Origin of the sequence: Variovorax sp. YR750 (assembly GCF_900109805.1) — a bacterium.
Classification (GTDB): Bacteria; Pseudomonadota; Gammaproteobacteria; order Burkholderiales; family Burkholderiaceae_C; genus Variovorax; species Variovorax gossypii.
The window spans coordinates 261,408-278,182 of the sequence record NZ_FOBJ01000007.1 but is presented as its reverse complement, the minus strand read 5'-3'; the positions used below and the strand labels follow the sequence as shown (position 1 = coordinate 278,182).

The following is a 16,775-nucleotide window of genomic DNA, read 5'->3' as shown; positions in this document are numbered from 1 at the left end:
TTTCATGCGGGCGACCACTGCCGACTGATTCCGCACGCCTTTCGCCGCGCGGAGTCGGCGGGCACTGTCGCCGCCACCTCAGTCAGGAGTCTTGTGAAATCCGTCCCATGGTTCGTTCCCTGCGCCATCGCAGGAAGCGTGCTTCTCGGGGCCGTGCCTGCCATCGCGCAGCCGGCTCCTCCCGTTCCTTCTGCCGTTACGCCGGGTGGCGTGACGCTCACTCAGGCCTTCGAGGCAGCGTGGCTGCGAGCCGTGCAGGCCCGGGAGTCCGATGCCCAGAGCCGACGCGCACGCGCCGAGCAGGCGGCGGCGGGCAGCCTCTGGGCCGCGCCGCCGGCCATCGAGGTGAATCACCTCAACGATCGCCTGCATTCCAACGCCGGGCGCCGTGAGACCGAGGTCGGCCTCGTCTGGCCCTTGTGGCTGCCCGGCCAGCGCGACGCCCGTGCCGCGGCAGCCGACGCGGAGTCGAAGCTGGCGGATGCCGGTACCCAGGCCGCGCGACTTCGCCTGGCTGGCCAGGTGCGCGAGTCGGCATGGAGGCTGTCGTCGACTCGGGCCGAAGCCGCATCGGTGGCCGCGCAGGCGCGCTATCTGCAAGGCGTTTCGGACGACGTGCAGCGGCGGGTCCGGGCCGGAGACCTGGCTAGGGCCGACGCACTGGCCGCGCGCGCCGAGCTTCTGGAGGCGCAGTCCGCTCAAGGCGATGCCGATCAGCGATTGCAGGCGGCTCGCGCCCAGTGGCGCACGCTGACCGGGCTCGAGGCCCTGCCGCAGGTTCAACCGCCATCGCCGGCAAGCCTTGCCGATGCGGCCCTGCCCAGCGAAGAGCATCCTGAACTGCGCGTTGCCGCCCAGTCGGTCGAGCGCGCGCGCAAGCGCCTGGATTCGGTCAACCTGTCGCGCCGCGACCCGCCCGAACTCTCCGTGAAGTACCGCGAGGAATCGCCGGGCTACGGTGAAGCGGCCCAGCGCGGCATCGGCATCGGCCTTCGGATTCCGTTCGGCACCGAAAGCAGGAATGCTCCTTTACAGGCTGCTGCCATAGGCGAGCTCGATGTGGCCGAAGCCGCCGAGCAGCGGGTGCGGGCACAGCACGACGCGGACCTGATGCTGGCCCGCAGCGCGCTGCAGAACGCGGCGAGGCAGCTCGACGCCACGCGCGACCGCGCCGGGCTGCTGCGCGAGCGCGCCCGGCTGATCGATGCCTCGTTCAAGGCCGGCGAAACGTCTCTTCCCGATCTTCTGCGCGCCGCCAACGCGGCGGCACAGGCCGACTCGGCGTTCGCACGCCAGCAGGCGGCACTGGGCCTGGCACACGCCCAACTCCAACAAACACTCGGACTTCTTCCATGATCGATTTTTCCAACACCTTGCAGCACGGGTGGCGGCGTCTGCTGTCGCCGCTCGCTGCCTTTCTGGTCCTGCTCTGCACTGCAGGCGCTGCCATGGCCTCACCGGGTGCGCACGGCCCCAACGGCGAGCACCTCGACGGCCCCGCCCAGGCCGTGACCGGCGCCAGCAGCGCGCCGCGCATGGAGGCCAAGTCCGAAGCCTTCGAGCTGGTCGGATACCTGCGCGACGACGAGTTCTCGATGCTGGTGAACCGCTTCGAGACCAATGAGCCCGTGCTCGACGCGAAGGTGGAAGTCGAGACCGGCGCACTGAAAGCACCGGCCAGGTTCCACTCGGACCTCGGCGACTACGCGGTGGACGATGCCGCCTTCCTCAAGGCCCTGAAGGCACCGGGCACTCACGCCGTGGTGGTCACGATCATCGCGGGAGCCGAATCCGACCTGCTCGACGGCACCCTTCAAACCGCTGGAGCAACAGCGGGCTCGGGCGCGCATGCCCATGACGACGGACACGGCCATGGCATCCCGGTGGCGGCCTGGCTTGCCATCGCCCTGGCCGCAATCGGCGGCCTGATCTATGCCCTGAGCCGCTGGCCGGCTCGCAAGGTCGCAGCACAGAACGGAGGTGCCCGATGATCCGCAGCCGCAGAAGCATTGCCGCGGGTATCGCCGTCGCCCTGAATCTGGCCGCATCCAGCGGCGCATTCGCTTCCCCGGGGGCCCACGGCCCCAACGGCGAACACCTCGATGCGCCGGGCAGCGGCAGCACCGCGAGCGGGCTGGCCCGGTTGCCGGACGGCAGTGTGCAGGTGCCGATGCTGGCCCAGCGGCGAATGGCCATCCGCACGATGCTCGCCAGCGAAAGCGACGCCAACGCCACGGTCGAGCTTCCGGGCCGCGTCGTGATCGACCCCAACGCGGGTGGCCGCGTGCAGGCGGTGCATGGCGGCCGTGTCGAGCCGGGGCCGGCAGGCCTCCCGGTCGCCGGTCAGGCGGTGAAGAGGGGAGAGGTACTGGCCTATGTGCAGCACCACGCGGAACCCTATGCGCTCGCCAACCAGCAGGCGCAACTGGCGGAACTGCGCAGCAACCGCGAGCTGGCCGCGCAGCGGCTCCAGCGCCTCCAGTCGCTGGAGGGCACCGTGCCGCGCAAGGACATCGATGCCGCACGGGCCGAATTCCAGAGCCTGTCGGCCCGGGAGAAGAGCATCGGTGCCAGCCTCGGTTCACGCGAGACACTGACCGCGCCCGTCTCCGGCGTCATCGCCCGGGCCGATGCGGTCGCGGGGCAGGTCGTCGATGCACGGGAGGTGCTGTTCGAGGTGGTCGATCCCTCCCGTGTGCTGGTGGAGGCGACTACGGCCGATTCGGCACTGCCGGCGCGCGTCGGCGATGCTTCGTTGCAGGGCGTGGCGGGCGTCAGGCTCAAGCTGCTCGGCGCGGCGCGCTCCCTGCGCGACGGCGTGCTTCCGCTCACCTTCCGGGCGCAGCCGGAGAAGGCGGGCACGGCAATGCCCCTGGCGGTCGGGCAGCCGGTCACGGTGGTGGCCGCACTCGACGAGCGCGTCAAGGGCTTCGTGCTGCCCGCCCAGGCCGTCGTGCGCAACAGCGCCAACGAGCCGGTCGTCTGGATCAAGTCCGGCGCCGAGCGCTACGTCCCGCAGCCGGTGCGATATCGCTCGCTCGATGCCGCCACGGTCGTCGTCGTCCAGGGCCTTGGCGCCGACAACCGCGTGGTGGTGCAGGGCGCACCGCTTATCGCGCAGATCCGCTGAACGGAGCAGCCACTCATGTTCAACTGGATCGTTCGAAACAGCCTGCACAACCGCCTGTTCGTCCTGGCGATTGCGCTGCTGCTGCTGGTCTACGGCGCCATCACCGCATGGCGCACTCCCGTCGACGTCTTCCCGGACCTCAACAAGCCGCTGGTGACGGTGCTGACCGAAGCCGGAGGCATGGCGCCGGAAGAGGTCGAGCAGCTCGTCACCTTTCCGCTGGAAACGGCGCTCAACGGAATGCCGGGCGTGACCCGCGTGCGTTCGACCTCCGGCGTGGGCCTTTCCGTCGTGTATGCGGAGTTCGACTGGGGCACCGACGTCTACCGCAATCGCCAGCTCGTTGCCGAGCGCCTGGCACAGGTGCGCGAGCAGCTGCCCGCGGGCATCGCTCCGATCATGGGGCCCGTCTCCTCGATCATGGGCGAGGTGATGCTGATCGCGCTGCCGCTGTCGGCGGGTGACGGCAAGACCGGTGCCGACCCGATGCGGGCGCGCGAGTACGCCGATTTCGTGCTGCGGCCGCGCCTGCTCTCCATTGCCGGCGTGTCGCAGGTGATCCCCATCGGCGGCGACGTGCGGCAGCTGCGCGTGGAGCCCGACACGGCCCGCATGGCGCAGTTCGGCGTCTCCCTCACGCAGGTCGAGCAGGCGCTTCGCGGCTTCGCGGGCAACGCGGGCGGAGGTTTCATCGACCTCAACAGCCGCGAGTACCTGATCCGGCACCTGGGGCGCACCAACCGCGTGGAAGACCTGCAGGGCATCGCCGTCGCCTGGAAGGATGGCCGCGCCGTCCTGCTCAGCCAGGTGGCCGAGGTCCGCTTCGCGGCGAGCATGAAGCGCGGGGACGCTGGCTACAACGGCGCGCCCGCAGTGATCGTGAGCGTGCAGAAGCAGCCCGCGGCCGATACCGTGCAACTCACGGGTGCCATCGAAGCTGCACTCGGCGAACTCAAGCAGGGTCTGCCGGCGGGCCTGGCAGCGCCGAAGGTGCTCTTCCGGCAGGCCGATTTCATCGAAGCCTCCATCGGCAACGTGAGCGAAGCCCTTCGCGACGGCGCCATCATGGTGGCGATCGTGCTGTTCGCGTTCCTGCTTTCGGCCCGAACCACGATCATTTCGCTGGTGGCGATTCCGCTGTCTCTGGCGGTCACCGCGCTGGCCTTCAAGCTGTTCGGGCAATCCATCAACGTCATGACGCTCGGTGGACTGGCCATCGCCATCGGCGAACTGGTCGACGACGCCGTGGTCGACGTCGAGAACATCGTGCGCCGGCTGAGGCAGAACCGTGCCGCCGGCAGCCCCTTGTCCACGCTGGAGGTGGTGCGCAGGGCCAGTGTGGAAGTCCGCTCGGGCATCGTGTACGCCACGGTGATCGTGGTGCTGGTGTTCGTGCCGCTCTTCGCGCTGCCGGGCATCGAGGGCCGTTTGTTCTCGCCCCTGGGCATTGCCTACATCGTGTCCATCCTGGCCTCGATGCTGGTGTCGATGACCGTCACGCCGGTGCTGTGCCACTACCTGCTGCCGAGGATGAAGCGGCTCGACCATGGCGACAGCCCGCTGGTCGCGCGCCTGAAGCGCTGGGACGAGAAGGTGCTCGGCTGGTCGTTCGGCCGCGCGAAGATGCTGATCGCCATGGCGGCGCTGGCGGTCGCGGCTGCTGCCGCGAGCGTGCCGTTCTTTCCTCGCGCCTTCCTGCCGGCCTTCAACGAGGGCTCGCTCGTGCTGGGCATGGTCTTCAACCCCGGCACGGCGCTGGCCGAGGCCAACCGCATGGGCGCGCTCGCCGAGACCCTGATTGCCGGGGTTCCCGAGGTCACCCAGGTCGGGCGGCGCACCGGCCGGGCCGAGCTCGACGAGCATGCCGAAGGCGTGCACTCGGCCGAGATCGACGTCGATCTGAAGCGCTCCGCGCGCGACCGCGAGGCCGTGATGGCCGACATCCGCGCGCGGCTCTCGGTACTGCCTGCGCAGGTTGCCATCGGCCAGCCGATCTCCCACCGGCTGGACCACCTGCTGTCGGGCGTTCGCGCGCAGATCGCGCTGAAGATCTTCGGCGACGACACCGACACGCTGCGCGGCCTCGGCGAGCAGATGCGGCAGGGCCTCTCGGGCGTGCCGGGCCTCGTCGACCTGACGGTGGAGAAGCAGGTGCTGATCCCGCAGATCACCGTGCGCCTCGATCAGCGCAAGCTCGCCCAGACGGGGCTTGCGCCAGGGGAGGCCATCCGCATCCTGCAGGCTCTGACCGACGGCGCCCACGGCGCGGAGATCGTCGACGGCCTGCGGCGCTACGACCTCGTCCTGCGCCTGCCCGACGGCAAGCGCAGCCCGCAGGACCTTGCCGCGACGCTGATCGACACCCCCGCCGGGCGGCTGCCGGTATCGGCCATCGCAACGGTCGAGGAAACCGACGGGCCGAACCAGATCGGGCGCGAGAACGGGCGCCGGCGCATCGTGGTGTATGCGAACACCGATGGCTCGGACATGGCGCGCGTGATCAAGGACATCCGCGCGGTGATCGCCAGGACGAACCTGCCGCCGGGAACCTTCGTGAGCCTCGAAGGCCAGTTCCAGGCGCAGGAGCAGGCCGTCACGCTCATCGTGGGCCTGTCGCTGATCTCGCTGGCGATGATCTTCCTGGTGCTGTACGCGCGCTACAAGTCGGTGGTGCTGGCCGGTATCGTCATGGCCAACATCCCGCTCGCGCTCATCGGCAGCGTGGTGGCGATGTGGCTCGCGGGCGTGAGCCTTTCCGTCGCCTCGATGGTTGGCTTCATCACCCTGGCCGGCATCGCAACGCGCAACGGCATCCTGAAGATCAGCCACTACATCAACCTGTGCAGGTTCGAGGGAGAAAGCTTCGGGCAGGCCATGATCGTCCGCGGCTCGCTGGAACGCCTGACCCCGGTGCTGATGACCGCGCTGGTCGCCGCCTTCGCACTCACGCCGCTGCTGCTGGCCGCGGATGCGCCGGGCAAGGAAATCCTGCACCCGGTCGCGGTCGTGATCTTCGGCGGCCTCGTCAGTTCGACGCTGCTCGACACGCTGCTCACGCCGGTCGTCTTCTGGCTCGTCGGCAAGGAGCCCATGGAGCGTCTGCTTCGCGACGAGCCGGAAAGCTCATCTTCGTCTTCGGGGCTGCAGGAGGCGTACTGACGCACGGCTCCGGTTCTCCAGGCCCCCTCGGCGCCGCCTTTCGAAGTGCGCCGAAAATGAACACAGGAACCCAGACATCATGAAATTCCCGGCATTCAAAAGCCTTTGCGCAGCCGTCTTGCTGTCCTCGTCGGCAGTAGCCACCATGCCCGCGCTCGCCCACGGCGCGGCGCCGGCCCGGCACGGCGGCGTGGTGCAGACCGCGAGCGACATGTCCTTCGAACTCGTGGCCGTTGCCGATGGCGCGGCCCTCTACGTGGTCGACCACGACGATGACTACGACGCCAAGCAGATGAGCGGCAAGCTGACCGTCCTCAACGGCACCGAGAAGTCCGAGGCCGAGCTGAAGCCGGCTGGCGGCAACAAGCTGGAGGCCAAGGGAGTCAAGCTCGGCAAGGGCGCCAAGGTGGTCGCGGCGGTGACGGAAGGCCGCAAGACCATCACCGTCCGTTTCACGGTGAAGTAGGCCTCTCATGACCACAACGCACCTCTCCCTGCCTGCCGTACGTGGCGGATTGCTCGCGCTGCTTGCAGCGCTTCTCTTCGGCGTCAGCACGCCGCTCGTCCAGCATTTCGGCAAGGGACTGGGTGCATTCACGACCGCCGCGTTGCTCTACGCGGGCGCGGCGGCCGTAGGCCTGGCCTCGCGCCAGCGGATAGAACGGGAAGCCCGCGTGGTGCGAGGCGATGTGCCACGGCTCCTGTCGATGGCTGCGTTCGGCGCCGTGCTCGGTCCCGTGGCGTTGGCCTGGGGGCTGCAACATACGAGCGGCACCAGTGCTTCGCTGATGCTGACGCTGGAAGCGCTGTTCACGGCGCTGCTGGCGCGGCTGCTGTACCAGGAGACGATGGACCGGCGCGTGTGGGCCGCGATGCTGCTCCTGCTGGTCGGCGGTGTGGCGCTGGTGCTGGACCAGGGGCGCAGCGGCGCCACGCAGCTGTGGGGCATGCTCGCCGTGCTGCTCGCCACCGCCGCCTGGGGCGCGGACAACACGCTCTCGCGGGCGCTGGCGGAACGCGACCCGGGGCAGGTCGTGCTGGGAAAGGCGGCCATCGGAACGATGGCGACTACCGTTCTCGCGTGGCTGCTCGGCGAGCCGTTGCCGGGCTGGAGCGCCGCAATGGTGCTGTTCGCAATCGGCGCGAGCGGCTACGGGCTGAGCCTGCGTTTCTATCTGCTCGCCCAGCGAGCCTTCGGCGCGGCGCGCACCGGTTCTGTGTTCGCCTTTGCTCCGTTCATCGGCGCCGCCTTCGCCATTGCGCTGGGCGACCGCAGCGGAACATGGGTGATGGCCGCCGGCGGCATCCTGATGATGCTGGGCGTTGCGTTGCACCTGGCGGAGTCGCATGGCCATGAGCACGAGCATGAGCGCCTGGAGCACGAGCACGCTCATCGCCATGACGACGGCCATCACGATCACACGCACGACGTGCTCCCGGTGGGATCGCACAGCCATCCGCATGTGCACGAGCCGATCCGGCACGCGCATCCTCACGTTCCCGACGTGCACCATCAGCACATTCATTGAGTCGGGGGCTGGCGTGATCCGGCTGCGATGCGTCGCGGCTGCTAGTCCCCGTCCAGCCGATCCCGCCGCATGGCGCGCCAGAGAGTGAGGTCGTAGGTGATCTTCAGAAGCCCGCACGCGATGAGCGGCAACGAGATCCATCCGGCCGCGAACAGCGCGCCGCTGATCGTCGGGCTGATGGCCGCGGCCAGGCTTCGCGGCACGGCGGTGAAGCTCGCGGCCGCGCTGCGTTCGGCCGGCGTCACCACCGCCATCACATAGGCCGTTCGCGTGGGCACGTCCATCGAAGACAGCGAGCTGCGGATCATCAGCAGGCCCAGCGCGACCGGCAGGCTCGGCGCCAGCGCCGCGAGCACGAGGCAGACGTTGGCCGGCAGGTGCGTGAAGACCATGGTGTTGAGCAGGCCGATGCGCTGCGCGACCACAGGTGCCGCCAGTTGCGATGCCGCGCCCAGCAGGCCCGTCCAGAAGAAGAACACGCCTGCCTGGGCCAGCGATAAGCCGAACCGCTCCAGCAGCCAGAGCGACATCAGCGCGTTGACCGTCAGCCCGCCGGCGAAGGCGTCCACGCTGAAGAGCGCCGCCAGTCGCATCACGACACCGCGCGAGGGCCCGAGGGGTGCGGGCGCGACGGGGAGGCTGTCGGCGCTGCCGGCGCCTGCATGGGTCGGCAGATTCCGATAGAGCCAGAAGACGACCAGTCCGATCGCTGCATAGACCACGAACATTCCGCGCAGCGCATCGAGCCGCCCGAACCCGGTGTGCAGCACCAGCCAGTCCGGCACCGCCGCAGCCAGCGCGCCCAGGGCTGCGCACAAGGCGCCGAGCAGGCTGTAGCGGGCGAAGAGCGCGGTTCGTGCGTGGCCTTGCGCCGCGCTTGCCAGCCGTGCGTGCTCCAGAGGAAGGAACACGCTGACATCGCCCGAGCTGGGGTTGAGCGTGCCGACCAGCGCCACGACCAGCAAGGGCCAGAACGAGGAAAGGCCCGCGAAGCCGATGCCGGTGGCGGCCATCAGCAAGGCTGCGCCGCGAAGCAATCGCCCCGCCGCGAAGCGATACCCCCAGGCACCGACCGCGAGCGTCGCGAGTGCCGAGCCCAGCATCGTTGCCGTGCTGACGATGCCGACCTCCAGCGTTCCGAGCCCGATCGACAGCAGGTAGGCCGGCAGCAGCACGGCCATGTAGCCGTCGCCGAAGGCGCGAAGCCCCCGGGCGACGAGCAAGGGCAGGGCGCCCGGGTCGACCCCGGAGGGCAGCAGGCGCGCGAGGCTCATGCGTGAACGAGGAGCAGAAGTCGTGCTCATCGGCCTTGTCCCGGCGGACACGTCGAGCCGGCCGCATTCCCGCCTGGCAGCCTGGCCTCGAGAGGCCGGCCCGCGCTCTGCCACCCGTCGATGCCTCCGCGCAGGTAGCGCGCGTTCAGGCCCGCAGCGCGCAATCGCATGGCCGTGCTGCGCCCGACCTCGTGCCCGTAGACGCAATAGACGATCAAGGCGCGGTCCGGCGGAAGCTCGCCGGCCCAGCGGTCGACCTCGGCCGGGTCGAGCCAGCGCGCGCCCGGGATCGTCGACGTGGCCTTCTCGAACACCCCGGCTCGGCGAACATCGAGCAGCACGGCCCCGGCCACATCGTCCTGCGCCGCGCCGAAAGGCTCGCTGGCGGCATGCACTGCATGCTGGTAGCGCTCGTACACGCGGGCCCAATGGATGTTTTCCATGAAGGCATCGACATAGGCGCCTGCCGCGGCGCCGTGGTCGAGGTGGTAGGCATGCTCGTACATGTCGAGCGCCAGGATCGGCACGCCGCCCGCCAATGCGTGGGTATGGTCCGCGGCCCATTGGTTGACCAGCGTGCCCTCGCGCCGCTGGAAGACCAGCAGCACCCAGCCCGAGCCGCCGCCGAGCGCCTTGCCCATGGCCGAGAACTCCTCGCGCCATCGCTCCATGCTGCCGAAGCTGGCCGCGAGCGCCAGCGCCATGGCCGGCTCCATCGTGTGGCCATCGCCCCCGAGCGATGAGAAGTACAGCTCGTGCAGCAGCATCGAGTTGCTCGCGATCAGCTCTTCCCGCTTGAGGCCGTTGAGCTCGAAGCCCGGGGTGGCTGCGAACGGCGTTGCGGCGAGCCGCGTGCGGATGGCGTTGAGGCGCTTGACGGCGCCACCGTAGTTGTTCTGGTGATGGCTGTTCAGAAGCTTTGCCGACAGGCCACGCAGCGTGGCGGGATCGAACGGCAGGGCCTGGATTCGTGCGTCCATGGCGACTCCTTCAGCGCAGCAAGGGCAGCGACAAGGTCACCGCCAGCCCGACGGCCGCGCAGGCACCGAGCAGCGGCATCACGCCGACCTTGAAGCGGAACAGCGCAATCACCGCGGCCACTGCGATCAGCGCCGAGGCCGCGTCGAAATGGCCGCCGAAGCCCTTGGGCCACAGCACGTGGTAGGCGAAGAAGAGCGCCAGGTTCAGGATCACGCCCACCACCGCCGCCGTGATGGCCGACAGCGGCGCGGTGAAGCCCAGCTTGCCGTGCGTGGCCTCGATGGCGGGGCCGCCCGCCAGCACGAAGATGAACGACGGCAGGAAGGTGAAGAAGGTCACCACCGTTGCTGCCAGCGCGCCCGCCAGGAACAGCGAGTCGGGTCCCAGCACCTGCTTCAGCCAGCCGCCGACGAAGCCGACGAAGGCCACCACCATGATCAGCGGCCCCGGCGTGGTTTCTCCCAGCGCCAGCCCGTCGATCATCTGCGCGCCGGAGAGCCACTGGTGGTGCTCGACGGCACCCTGGTAGACGTAGGGCAGCACCGCGTAGGCGCCGCCGAAGGTCAGCAGCGCCGCCTTGGTGAAGAACCAGCCCATCTGGGCGAGCGTGCTGTCGAACCCCAGTACTGCGACGAGGGCTCCCATGGCCAGCAGCCAGAGGCCCATCCCGAAGGCAATCACCTTGAGCAGGTGCCGGCGCGAGAAGCGGGCATGCGGCGGCGTGGGCGTGTCGTCGTCGATCAACGCGGGGCCGTAGCCCTGCCTTGCGTTGCCGTGGCCACCACCGAGCGCGAAGACGCCGGGCGCCCGTCGTGCGCCGAAGTGACCGATGAGGCCGGCTGCAAGCACGATGGCGGGAAACGGCGTGTCGAAAGCAAAGATGGCCACGAAGGCCGCGCCCGCGATGCCCCACATCCACCCGTTCCTGAGCGCGCGGCTGCCGATGCGGTGCGCCGCGTGCAGCACCAGCGCCGTGACCGCCGGCTTGATGCCGTAGAAGATGCCCGCCACCACCGGCACGTTGCCGAAGCGCAGGTAGATCCACGACAGCGCGATCAGGATGAACAGCGAGGGCAGCACGAACAGCGCACCGGCCACGATGCCGCCCCAGGTGCGGTGCATGAGCCAGCCGATGTAGGTGGCCAATTGCTGGGCTTCGGGGCCGGGCAGCAGCATGCAGAAGTTCAGCGCGTGCAGGAAGCGCTTCTCGCTGATCCAGCGCCGCCGCTCGACCAGCTCGGCGTGCATGATCGCGATCTGTCCGGCGGGGCCACCGAAGCTGATGAAGCCGAGCTTGAGCCAGAAGCGGAAGGCTTCGGCGAAGGAGATGGGCTCGGGGGGCGCGGAAGGCGCGAGTGAAGAAGTGTCGGGCAAGGCGGTGTCCACGGAAGGCTCCGTTGTGAGTCACCAGCGCTTGGACGGGACACCGTCTTTCCTTGCAGACCGGGAGGCTGTTTTCCCGGGGAAACAATCGTAGCAGAGCCAAAGCGCCATGAAACGCGTTGCCCGGGAACGCGCGCCGCGACCAGTGCCATTGCCCCAAGGCCGTGCCGGATTCGAGCTTGACGCCCGCCGTCGGCACCGCTTACATTGCCCCCGCCTCGTGATGAGCGGGGCCGGGTTTGGAAGCCCGCTGACATCCTGCGACGAAAGCCGCAGCTACCGCACATGGTCTGCGGCTTTTTCGTTTGCGCCTATTTTTTAGGCGGCTCGAACGGGAGGGCTCGCGCCCTGCCGGTTTCCGCAAGGATGTCCCGGTCTTCCAACCCGTTCGAGCTGCCGCCTTCGTTTGGAAGCGAGGGCGTCGGTTTCTGCAAATCGACATCCTTGGGAGGCCCACACATGGCCAATGCTTCTTCAAATGACGCGGGCACGAGCACCCGTGCCGCCAGTGCTTCGTATCGCCCCTCGGCCCAGTTCAAGCCCTTCGAATGGGTGCAGGGCGACCGGCTCGATTCTTCCCGGCAGTGCCAGGCCGAATTCCTGAACGTCGCCCGCGACATCGTTCAAGGCGCGCAAACGCTGGTCCAGCTGCTCGGCTGGGACGAAGACAGGCGCGATGCCGCCGCATCAGATGCAGACCCCGCGCCGCTCTTCGAGGCGAGCCAGCGCGACTCGCTGCAGCGGCTTCTGTCCGCGACGCTCGGCATGCTTCACGCCCGGATCGAAGTCCAGTGCGAGGCACTGACGGGCTAGGGCCGGCGCCTGTCCTATCCGGCCTTCAAAGGGCCGGCGAACCTGTAGGTATTGAGAAGGAGCCCGGACGGCGTCGTCTTCGTGCTGACGAATTCGAAGGCGCGTCCCGGCGTTCCCTCGGCGAAGAAGCGTTTGCCCGTACCCACGAGAACCGGATAGACGATCAGCATGACTTCATCCGCGAGCCCGTGCTCGAGCAGCGCAGACGTCAGCGTGGAACTGCCCCAGAGAACCAGGTCCGGGCCGGCCCGCGACTTGATGCGCCGCACGCCCTCGACGGCGTCCGGCCCGACGGCCTCGAACGGCCCCCACGCGAGGCTTTCCGGACGATGGGTGACGACATGCTTCGTTGCCGCATTCAGGCCGTCCGCCATCGGCCCCGTCGCCTTCGGCCAGAAGTCCGACCACATGTCGTAGGTGCGCCGGCCCAGCAGCAGGTCGAAGCGTGCGCCGTGCGCGGCGAGGACTTCATCTCGCCCGGCCGGGGTTCGATAGGGCGCGGTCCAGTCGGCGTAGGGAAAGCCGTCTTCGCCGGACGGCTGGATCACGCCGTCCAGCGATATGTGCTCCATGATCTTGAGCTTTCTCATTCGGGTCTCCGTGTGTGGTTGTTGGGGTTGGAGTGCCGGGGATGCTGAACTGTCCCCGGTATTCGCGCAACTCCATTTCTCATTGCAACTTTCTGTTGATCGACAAGACGTTCATCTGCAGCAGCCGGATGAGATGAATGACTTTCGTCAGATGGCAGGGAGTGCCTTTTCTTCCAGAATCGCGCGCCGGTGCCGCGGATGCCATCCGCGGACGCGAAGCTCGACAACGAAAGGGAAGAAGCAATGGGTTACGACGTCAGCAACCTTGCCGTGGATGTGCGCCTCATCCGGGAGCGCCTTGTTCCGTACATGCGCGCAGCCACCACGGATGGGCTGGATGACGTCGTGCGCGATGCGGCCCGCCGGCAACTCGTGGCCCATCATGCAGGCGCCTGGTGCAAGCGCCTCGTGAACCTGCAGCGCGCCATCTACGCCAGCCAGGAGAAGGCAGTGCGCGAGCGCGCCGGCGTGCCGCCCGGGGAGTCGTTCTCACAGCCGCTCGGTGGTACCGGCATTCCCGGCTTCGACGCGTACCAGGCGCATTGGGGGCGTCCCTATTACATCGAAGCCGACGACGCCGAAGAGGCCCTGCGCGAGCTGGCGGCCTACGAGGCTTGCGACATCGCCGCCGGCAAGTCGGTCGTCGATGCGGTCGCGTTGCGCATGCTCGCGAAGCTCGACGCGCGGCGCCATCTCGTCCGGCCCGATGCCAGACCCGAGGCCCTCGCCGTGCTCGATGGCTTCTATCCGCTGGCCGCGCACCTGCCGCCCGAAGAGGGCGCTCCGGACGAGGCGATGACTCCCGATGCCTTGAGGGACCGGATGCGCCGCCGCCTCGAACAGTGGCGGCACATCTGGGAATGCCGGGAAGACACCACGACCGAGATCGAGGCCGAAGGCTTCATGTGGCCCGAGCCGGCGAGCGAGCTCGTGGGCTCGATCTCCTACGAGATCGTCAACCTCGCGGCGCAGGTGCTGCCGAGCTGGCAGAGCCGGGGGCGGGTCTGGCCGACCGCATTGTTCGAACGCATCGGCGTGGACGTATCGCACGTCTTCGAGACGCCCGCCGCACTGTTCGCCGATCTGCTCCGTGACTTCCCGATGCTTCAGGAGAAGATGCGGACCACCATCCATTTCAACTACTCGCTCGGCGGTTACGTGCCGCCCGAGAAAACGGGGCTGCTGGTGGAGCTGCTGCAGAAGCACCGCCGCGCGCTCATCTTCGCCTGGGACGAAGACCCCGGCGGCGACGACATCGAGGCATTCGCGTCCGACTACCAGATGATTCTGGAGCCCGCGCTGCTGGCTGTGCGCAATGGCTACGGTTTCGTGGAGGCCTCGGAAGTCCAGCTCTGGCCTGCGAAGGATGAACTGGTCGAGGAAGGCTGACGATTGAATTGAAAGGGCGCGTTGGTCTCGCTCACCGGTACGGTGGCCTCTTGATCTGTCGATTGAGCTGATCCAGCCGTTCCATGGGGCTCATTCGCCGCTGCGCAGCGGCACGTTCGTCGCGCTCGCGCTCCCGCGCATCCCGCTGCAGGTTTTCCTTGAACGACTGCATCTGCTGCTCCTTGTCCCGCTGTTCGCGTTCGCGCATGCGCTTGTATTCGTCGTCCCTGCGCTTTTCCTCCTGCCACTTTTCGCGTTCCTCCCTCTCGCTCCATTCGTCGCGCCGGGGGCGACTTGCCGCCGATGTGTCGTCGTTCGAGGTACCTCTTGAAGATGCACACCCGGCGATGCCTACAAGCAGCATCGTCAGCGACAGTGCGCCCAGGCATGCGCGCCTCGACGGCGCCCTGTCCGGATGCATGGCGATGAGTTCCTCCGGTCGGGAATGGTTCTTGTGCTGGATCGGGCGCATGGGGGCTCCGTCTTCTTCCGCATGTCTCAGCTGCTGCTCAGCGATGAAGCAGGATCCGCGAAGCTGCCGCGCACGCGCCAGCCGTCGGGGGTGAGGGCCAGCACCTTGTCCGACAAGCCGTGCGGGCCGGCTTCGGCCCTGATCTTTCCGGCCGCAGCGCACATCAGCCCGAGGATCTGCCCGGGGCCGATCGTTTCGCCCGAAGCCTCGAAGCCGGCCTTGCTGTCCATGAAGTAGATGACGTTGCGGCTCGGGACCACCGTGAGCAGTTCACCCTGGAAGTCGTTGGTCAACTCCTCCCAAAGGCCCGGCACAAGCAGCATGCAGGCCTCGAAGTCGCCGCCGGACACCAGGGCCTTGTAGAGCACCAGGTCCTGCGTGCCGAGCTGGGGCAGCACTTTCGCGAGCATGTTGTCGACTGCCCGGACATGCAGCTCCTCCGGGGTCAGCCCCAGACTCGCCATGCCTTCGTTCGTCAAGGTGATGAACCGGGTCGGCGTGTCGAGCGCATAGGTCACCAGCAGGCCGCCGTCGCCGGCGAAGGGATAGGCCACGGGCGTCTGCGCCTCGCGATCGCCGCCCAATGCCTCGATCTCGTCGAGCCTGGGCTGGACCGACTGGAGGAAACCAGCGGTCCTGATGCGTGGGTAGACGGACGATGGCGAAGGCGGGTTCGACGACATGGCGACGCATTGTCGAAGTGGCCTTCGCGCCGCGATAAGTGCACAAAGTCATGGAGCTGGCGCAGCCCGAGTGCAAGCGGATCGCGCCTTCCTTGGCCCTCGCCTCAGGCTGTCGGCATCTTGTCGAACTTGACCAGCTCCGGATCCAGAAAATCCCACGCATGCCCGCGCACGCCATACGTGACCGCCTGCGGCTTGAACCGGCTGGGGTCATCGAGGCTCGCCGCATGCACGGTGATGACGTCGGGCATCGCCGCATAGGTCATGTACACGGGCGAGCCGCAGGTGGGGCAGAAGGCGCGGGTCTTGACGTTGCCGCTGTCGCCGACCATGTCCCACAGCGTGGCCCGGCCGGTCTGCTTGGCGCCGCCGCGCGGAAAGCTGAGGTACGAGCCGTGGCCGGTGCCGCTCTTGTGCTGGCAGTCGAGGCACTGGCAATGGTTCTGGAAGATCGGTTCGGCCGGAATTTGGTAGCGGATGGCGCCGCAGGCGCAGCCGCCGGTGTAAGCGTGGCTCATTTGTCTTGTCCTTTCGAGGTTGCCTGGCCAGCGGGGCTGGCTGGAGGCGACCAATCTATTTGGACAAGGGTGGGGCGGGTGAGTAACAAGTTCGTCGCGAATCGTGGCCCGACATGAGTTTCACGCCGCGGCGAAGCTCGAGCTACCCACCCATGTTTGCTGCCAGCTCCGTATTGAGCGCATATTGCTCGGCAATGCTCACGGCCTTTCGGGCGCTGGTTTGCACAGCCCCTTCCTTGGTCCACAGGAAGGGGTAGAAGTTGAAACACTGGTCCGCCCCGATGCTCTTCATCTCGGCTTCCCAGCCGCTCCAGCGCAGGTCGGCGTAAAAAGCCTGCAGCCGGTCGGTCGATGCCCATTCGATGAAGTCGCTGTAGCCGATCTCGAGCGGTTCCCACGCCAGGCTATCCGGTGCCCAGTAATACATGGCGCCAGCGTCGTCTCCGAGCCCGCCACCGTTGATGGCGAAGAAGCCTCCGACCACGTCGTCCGCAACCAGCAGGAAGCCGGCGGAGCGCTCCTTGTTCCAGTCAACGATGTTGCGAGGCAGCTTCGGGTGCCCCGAGCCCAGCACACGCAGCCAGCCGTGGTCGAGCAGCAGGCCGCCGGTTTCGTATGCAACGGCACCCATGGTCGAGCGCGTCGTGACCTGGAGTGCGAGCAGCACGCGCTCCCTGTCCTGGGAGGGAGGCAGAACCTCGAATGAATGTTTGGTGCCTTGCGCCCATTCCTTGACCAGAGGCAGGGCGGAGTCTTCGGTGTCGATCAGGTCGTCAAGCGTGCGCATGGGAGTTTGGCTCGAAAAATAAGCTGCATGTAACGCGAAAGAATTGTTATTGCGACGGCTTCTGCTT

The 16,775-nt window shown here is 67.8% G+C and carries 16 protein-coding genes; 8 read left to right on the top strand and 8 right to left on the bottom strand.

What is annotated here, in order from left to right; all coding sequences use genetic code 11:
* Positions 1 to 210: 210 nt before the first annotated feature.
* The 6 genes from BMY35_RS16755 to BMY35_RS16730 all read left to right on the top strand — a co-directional run bounded on the left by BMY35_RS16755 (position 211) and on the right by BMY35_RS16730 (position 7,818).
* Positions 211 to 1,356 carry a TolC family protein gene (locus BMY35_RS16755; RefSeq protein WP_256228643.1) on the top strand — a complete coding sequence of 382 codons (1,146 nt, stop codon included), beginning with the start codon at positions 211 to 213 and terminating at the stop codon, positions 1,354 to 1,356.
* Positions 1,353 to 1,991: a hypothetical protein gene (locus BMY35_RS16750; RefSeq protein ID WP_256228642.1), complete on the top strand. Its 639-nt coding sequence runs from the start codon at positions 1,353 to 1,355 to the stop codon at positions 1,989 to 1,991. Before BMY35_RS16755 ends, BMY35_RS16750 begins: the two co-directional genes overlap by 4 nt.
* On the top strand, positions 1,988 to 3,130 hold the full coding sequence (locus tag BMY35_RS16745; RefSeq protein ID WP_093201135.1) for an efflux RND transporter periplasmic adaptor subunit: 1,143 nt from the start codon (positions 1,988 to 1,990) through the stop codon (positions 3,128 to 3,130). The genes BMY35_RS16750 and BMY35_RS16745 overlap by 4 nt, the downstream gene beginning before the upstream one ends.
* A 15-nt stretch (positions 3,131 to 3,145) precedes the next feature.
* Entirely contained in the window at positions 3,146 to 6,289 is a 3,144-nt protein-coding gene (locus tag BMY35_RS16740; protein WP_093201132.1) for an efflux RND transporter permease subunit, read from the top strand.
* 145 nt (positions 6,290 to 6,434) lie between these two features.
* A complete protein-coding gene (locus BMY35_RS16735) occupies positions 6,435 to 6,755 on the top strand; it encodes a hypothetical protein (protein ID WP_256228641.1) in 321 nt (106 codons plus the stop codon).
* Between the two features lie 7 nt (positions 6,756 to 6,762).
* Positions 6,763 to 7,818 (top strand): DMT family transporter, encoded by a 1,056-nt coding sequence (locus BMY35_RS16730; RefSeq protein WP_093201126.1) that lies wholly within the window; start codon positions 6,763 to 6,765, stop codon positions 7,816 to 7,818.
* Between the two features lie 41 nt (positions 7,819 to 7,859).
* On the opposite strand, the gene BMY35_RS16725 is transcribed toward BMY35_RS16730, so the two are convergent.
* From BMY35_RS16725 to chrA, 3 genes are read right to left on the bottom strand one after another with little or no spacing between them, the layout of a single operon-like run.
* Positions 7,860 to 9,122, bottom strand: coding sequence for an MFS transporter (locus tag BMY35_RS16725; protein WP_093201123.1), 1,263 nt, complete (start codon positions 9,120 to 9,122; stop codon positions 7,860 to 7,862).
* Positions 9,119 to 10,072 carry a Fe-Mn family superoxide dismutase gene (locus BMY35_RS16720; RefSeq protein ID WP_093201120.1) on the bottom strand — a complete coding sequence of 318 codons (954 nt, stop codon included), beginning with the start codon at positions 10,070 to 10,072 and terminating at the stop codon, positions 9,119 to 9,121. Before BMY35_RS16720 ends, BMY35_RS16725 begins: the two co-directional genes overlap by 4 nt.
* A 10-nt stretch (positions 10,073 to 10,082) precedes the next feature.
* On the bottom strand, positions 10,083 to 11,459 hold the full coding sequence (chrA, locus tag BMY35_RS16715) for a chromate efflux transporter (protein WP_093201117.1): 1,377 nt from the start codon (positions 11,457 to 11,459) through the stop codon (positions 10,083 to 10,085).
* Positions 11,460 to 11,915: 456 nt separating this feature from the next.
* Between chrA and BMY35_RS16710 the strand changes: the two genes are divergently transcribed.
* Entirely contained in the window at positions 11,916 to 12,269 is a 354-nt protein-coding gene (locus BMY35_RS16710) for a hypothetical protein (RefSeq protein WP_093201115.1), read from the top strand.
* A 14-nt stretch (positions 12,270 to 12,283) separates the two neighbouring features.
* Here BMY35_RS16710 and BMY35_RS16705 read toward each other — a convergent pair whose 3' ends face one another.
* Positions 12,284 to 12,859: a dihydrofolate reductase family protein gene (locus tag BMY35_RS16705; RefSeq protein ID WP_093201112.1), complete on the bottom strand. Its 576-nt coding sequence runs from the start codon at positions 12,857 to 12,859 to the stop codon at positions 12,284 to 12,286.
* 243 nt (positions 12,860 to 13,102) lie between these two features.
* Between BMY35_RS16705 and BMY35_RS16700 the strand changes: the two genes are divergently transcribed.
* A complete protein-coding gene (locus BMY35_RS16700; protein ID WP_093201109.1) occupies positions 13,103 to 14,248 on the top strand; it encodes a hypothetical protein in 1,146 nt (381 codons plus the stop codon).
* 31 nt (positions 14,249 to 14,279) lie between these two features.
* Here the strand turns inward: BMY35_RS16700 and BMY35_RS16695 are convergent, their stop codons facing one another.
* The 4 genes from BMY35_RS16695 to BMY35_RS16680 all read right to left on the bottom strand — a co-directional run bounded on the left by BMY35_RS16695 (position 14,280) and on the right by BMY35_RS16680 (position 16,708).
* A complete protein-coding gene (locus BMY35_RS16695) occupies positions 14,280 to 14,720 on the bottom strand; it encodes a hypothetical protein (protein ID WP_093201107.1) in 441 nt (146 codons plus the stop codon).
* Between the two features lie 26 nt (positions 14,721 to 14,746).
* Positions 14,747 to 15,403, bottom strand: a complete 657-nt coding sequence (locus tag BMY35_RS16690) for a DUF1444 domain-containing protein (protein WP_093201104.1) — start codon at positions 15,401 to 15,403, stop codon at positions 14,747 to 14,749.
* Positions 15,404 to 15,507: 104 nt separating this feature from the next.
* Complete coding sequence (locus BMY35_RS16685; RefSeq protein ID WP_093201101.1) at positions 15,508 to 15,921, bottom strand: GFA family protein; 414 nt, start codon at positions 15,919 to 15,921, stop codon at positions 15,508 to 15,510.
* 142 nt (positions 15,922 to 16,063) lie between these two features.
* Positions 16,064 to 16,708: a DUF2625 domain-containing protein gene (locus BMY35_RS16680; protein ID WP_093201099.1), complete on the bottom strand. Its 645-nt coding sequence runs from the start codon at positions 16,706 to 16,708 to the stop codon at positions 16,064 to 16,066.
* Between the last annotated feature and the right edge of the window lie 67 nt (positions 16,709 to 16,775).